At 60.0% G+C, this 3,999-nt stretch carries 3 protein-coding genes and 1 pseudogene; all 4 read right to left on the reverse strand.

The window, feature by feature from the left end; all coding sequences use genetic code 11:
• Positions 1–275 (reverse strand): annotated as a pseudogene (locus AC1DT3_RS13585) (ABC transporter substrate-binding protein); the annotation flags it as partial.
• A 40-nt stretch (positions 276–315) separates the two neighbouring features.
• Positions 316–1,464 carry an ABC transporter ATP-binding protein gene (locus tag AC1DT3_RS13590; protein ID WP_477465783.1) on the reverse strand — a complete coding sequence of 383 codons (1,149 nt, stop codon included), beginning with the start codon at positions 1,462–1,464 and terminating at the stop codon, positions 316–318.
• Positions 1,464–3,251, reverse strand: coding sequence for an ABC transporter permease (locus tag AC1DT3_RS13595; RefSeq protein ID WP_477465784.1), 1,788 nt, complete (start codon positions 3,249–3,251; stop codon positions 1,464–1,466). Before AC1DT3_RS13595 ends, AC1DT3_RS13590 begins: the two co-directional genes overlap by 1 nt.
• Before the next feature lie 468 nt (positions 3,252–3,719).
• On the reverse strand, positions 3,720–3,999 hold a 280-nt coding region (locus tag AC1DT3_RS13600; RefSeq protein WP_477465785.1), incomplete at its 5' end, for a carboxymuconolactone decarboxylase family protein.

Raw genomic sequence — 3,999 nt, forward strand, 5'->3', positions numbered from 1 at the left:
ACATTGCCCGCCCGAGCCTCGCGAATGATCATTTCGAGCTGGCTGTTGGCCGAGACTTTCATCCCTGTCGCCTTCAATCCGTATTTCTTGCTGAACGCATTCGCGATATCGACGATCTTGCCGGTACTGTCGTAGACGGTGATCGGCGCTTCCTTCTTCGCGGCTTCGACAAGAGCCTGCACGTCCGGCCCTTCCTGCGCGATCGCGCCTGTTCCCGTCACCGCGAAAGGCAGAACGGCCGCGAGGGCCAGATGCCGCCAATTTGTCGATCTCATCCTCATTTCCGTTTCTCCCTCGTTCCGTTTCTTGTTCGACTTACGCCGCATTGCATTCGTCACGCGGCTTTTGCGGCCTCAGCGCTCGGTCGAAAATGTCGGACCGGCTGCCGTCCGTTCTGAAGACATGGAAATCTTCGGCTGCGAGCCAGAGTTTTCCTTGGGTTCCCACATTGGTTCGCGGCGGTTCGTGGGTCGTCATGAAGAGCGTTTTGCCCTCCCCACTCAGCTCGATGATCCAGCTTCCGCCCGTCGGCAGGATGCCGCTCACGCGAACCGGGCTCGCAAAGCTTCCTGGAGGCGGCGGCGATTGATCCGTCGCGAAACGGATCGCCTCGGGGCGCATCCCGACCGAGCCGATGTCGCTCGTCGGTCCTCGCGCGCCCAAGAACTCGAGTGCATTCGCCGTCATGCGGGATTGGGCGAACTCCTTGGCTTCCAGAATGTTGATCGGCGGACTGCCGACGAACTCGGCCACGAAGCGGTTTGCCGGTTGCTCATAGATATCGTTCGGTGAACCCATCTGCTGAAGCGTCCCGTCCTTCATCACGGCAATGGTGGTGGCGAGAGTCATCGCCTCCCATTGATCATGCGTGACGAAGACGATCGTCGTCTTGAACTCTTGGTGAATGCGCTTCAGTTCCGCGCGCATTTCGAGTCGCAACCGCGCATCGAGATTGGAAAGCGGTTCATCGAGAAGGAGAACACGCGGATTGACGGCGAGCATGCGCGCCAGTGCGACACGCTGTTGCTGCCCACCCGACAACTGCGAGGGGTATCGGTCGCGATATTGTTCGATGTCGAGCGCCCGCATGACGGCGGTGACGCGCTCCTCTCGCTCCGCCTTCGGCACCTTTCGCAAACGCAACCCGAAATCCGTGTTGCGCTCGATGGTGAGGTGCGGCCACAACGCATAACTCTGGAAGACGAGACCCATCTCTCGCTTCTCCGGTGGCACAAAAACACCCTCGCGCACCGAATCGACGAGGCGATCGCCGATCGTGATCTCGCCGCCGGAAAGATTTTCCAATCCGGCGATCATCCTGAGGGTCGTCGTCTTGCCACAGCCGGAAGGACCGAGAAGGCACATGAATTCTCCGTCGCCGATGTCCAAATCGAGGTCGGAAACCGCGTTGGCCGCCTTCGCTCCATAGCTCTTCTGCGCACCGCGCAAACTGATCGTCGGCATCAGCCACCTAGCCCTTCTGCGATGTTGGTCTTGGTCAGTTTCTGAGCGAAAAGCGTACCGAAATAGGCGATAGCGGCGACGATCAGGACGACGGCGTTGGCCGCCTGCGTGTAGTGGTAGTCGACAAGCCGCATGGAGAAAGTGGTCAACACGTCGGTGCTCGGCACGGCGAGCATGACGAAAAGGCTCAAGCCCTTGATGCCTGATATGAAGGGCAGCAAGACGCCGGTCACGAGCGATCCCTTCTGAATAGGAATGACGATGGCCGTCATGCGTCTCGACCAGCCGGCGCCGGCGATCTGCGCTGCCTCCTCCGGGTCGCGACCGAGTTGCATCATCGCCGAAATTCCAGCGCGTGAGGCATAAGGCATCTGCTCGGCCATGAGCGCGAGGATCAGGATCGTCATCGTCCCATAGAGCGCCGGGATCGGACCACGCGGCACGGCGAACAGCGACAGGTATGCTGCAGCGAACGCGATCCCGGGAACCAGATACGGCAGAAACGTGATTTGGCGCAGAAACGTCGAGAGCACACGAACCGGAGTGCGAACCACCACATAACCGACAAGAAGGCCAAGAATGCCCGATGCCGCCGCTGCGAACCCGACGATCCAGATCGTGTTCCACGCAGCGTTCCAGAGGTCCGGACTCAACAGGATTCCAGTCCTCATGGCGACGTTTGTGAGATTGGTTCCGATCCAGTAATCGAGGGTAAAATTATCGAGCGAGAATTCTCCGGGCACGCGCATGACGGTCGATAGACACAACGTCGCGAGCGGAAGCCCGACGCTCGCCAGGAAGATCAGACCGGCAAGCGCCGAAGCTGGAAGACGCCAAGGCCCGAGACGGGTCGTCCGGTTCATCGTGCCCTTCGATCCGATCGTCACGAACCGCCGGGCCTCTCTCACGAGCCGCATGTCGATCAACAGCGAGATGATGCCGATGAGCATGATGGCGCCGGCGAGAACGGCTGCAACGCCTGTCTGTCGCGAGGCGATGTTGCGGTAAAGCGATGTCGCCAACACATCGAATTTGACGGGCAATCCGAGAACGTAGGCGACGCCGAATTCGCCGAGGCACTTGGCAAAGATGAGCACCATGGCCGAGGCCAAGGAGGGCAACATCAGCGGCAGGATCACTTGGCGCGCAACCTGATAGGGTTTCGCTCCGAGAATGCGCGCCGAATCCTCGAGCTGCGAGTCGAACCGCCGCAAGGCTGTACCAAAAAGCAGAATGATGAATGGCGTGTAATGGAGGGCCAGGATGACGGTGATCGGAAACCGACCGTAGGCCACCCAATCCGGCGGGCTGAAGCCGAGAGCTTCGAGCCACCCCGCCTGCCCGCCCACGGTCCTGTTCTTGAACAGCGTCGTCCAGGCAAGCGCAAAGGTCCAGGCCGGCAGCATGTAGGGAACGATGAGCGCGGTCGCAAACCATCGGCGCGCGAACATGTCGGTGCGGCTCAACAGCCAGGCGAGCGGCCCGCCGATCAAAAACGCCGTTACGATGGCGCCGAAGGCAACCGACAATGTGTTCGTCAGCGGCTCCCAGAACAGGTTCGACGAGACGGCGGAAGAGAATGTCCGATTGAGATAGTACAGCGTCAATTCGCCGAAGCCGCTGCCGGTCCGCCGTTCGTCTCCGAACTGAACGTGTATCGCATCGGCGAGCATCGAGATGATGGGAACGGCGATGAGATAAGCGAAGAGGATTGCCGTCAGGAGACCGACGATCGTCGTCGGATCGCGCAACGCGACCTTGAGCCGATATCGAATTCGCTGACGCATTGACGGAGCAATGCTCGTCGCGCGCCCGATGACGGCATCGCTTGACGTGAGCGACGAAGCGGGATTCATGCGACCCGGCCGTCGGATACGCGGTTCTGGTCTGAGACAGACGGACAGCGCGCCCTTCCTGCGGGCCGAGCAGTGACATCTAGCATGGCGTTTTTCCTCCCTCGTGAAATGCGTTCCGCGGCGGGCTCGCGAAACCGGCTCTTAATGGCCGGTCTTGTCGCGTCTCGCTCGGTACGCCGAGTCGTCATTACGAATTTCGGTAAGAGTTTCCTTTCGCGCGATGACAAAGTGGCGGGTGGTGATGAACGATGAGAGCACATCCTGCACACGTGTGCAATAGCCCGCGCGATGTGCTTCGCAGCAGATCCCGTTTCGTTGTCTAGAACGATATATTGCTATAATAAAACAAAGCCGACAGCGTTCGAGGACGCTGCCGGCGTTGTCTATTCGCTGCGCGAATTATTGGGAGCGCGCTGGCGTCGGTTCGCCGAGAGACAGCATCAGGCGGTTCGCYCAGTTGAAGAAGGCGGCGCCGTTGATGACGTCGACGATTTCCTGATCGTCGAGCCCGGCATCGCGCAGCGTTTGAATTTCCGGCGTCCCAAAATTCACCGGTGTTTCGGTCAGGGCGACTGAAGCGGCGATCACCGCATTCCACCGATCGTCGATGTTCACAGCCACGCCTTCATCGAGAAGCCTTTGCACATCCTCCCGCCGCTTCGAATGCACAGTGGCGAAA

The organism is Microvirga sp. P4_G7 (assembly GCF_056401005.1).

Coding starts and splice junctions, on each gene's coding strand:
- AC1DT3_RS13595 (WP_477465784.1), bottom strand. CDS start 3,251: ATGCGTCAGCGAATTCGATATCGGCTCAAGGTCGCGTTGCGCGATCCG.
- AC1DT3_RS13590 (WP_477465783.1), bottom strand. CDS start 1,464: ATGCCGACGATCAGTTTGCGCGGTGCGCAGAAGAGCTATGGAGCGAAG.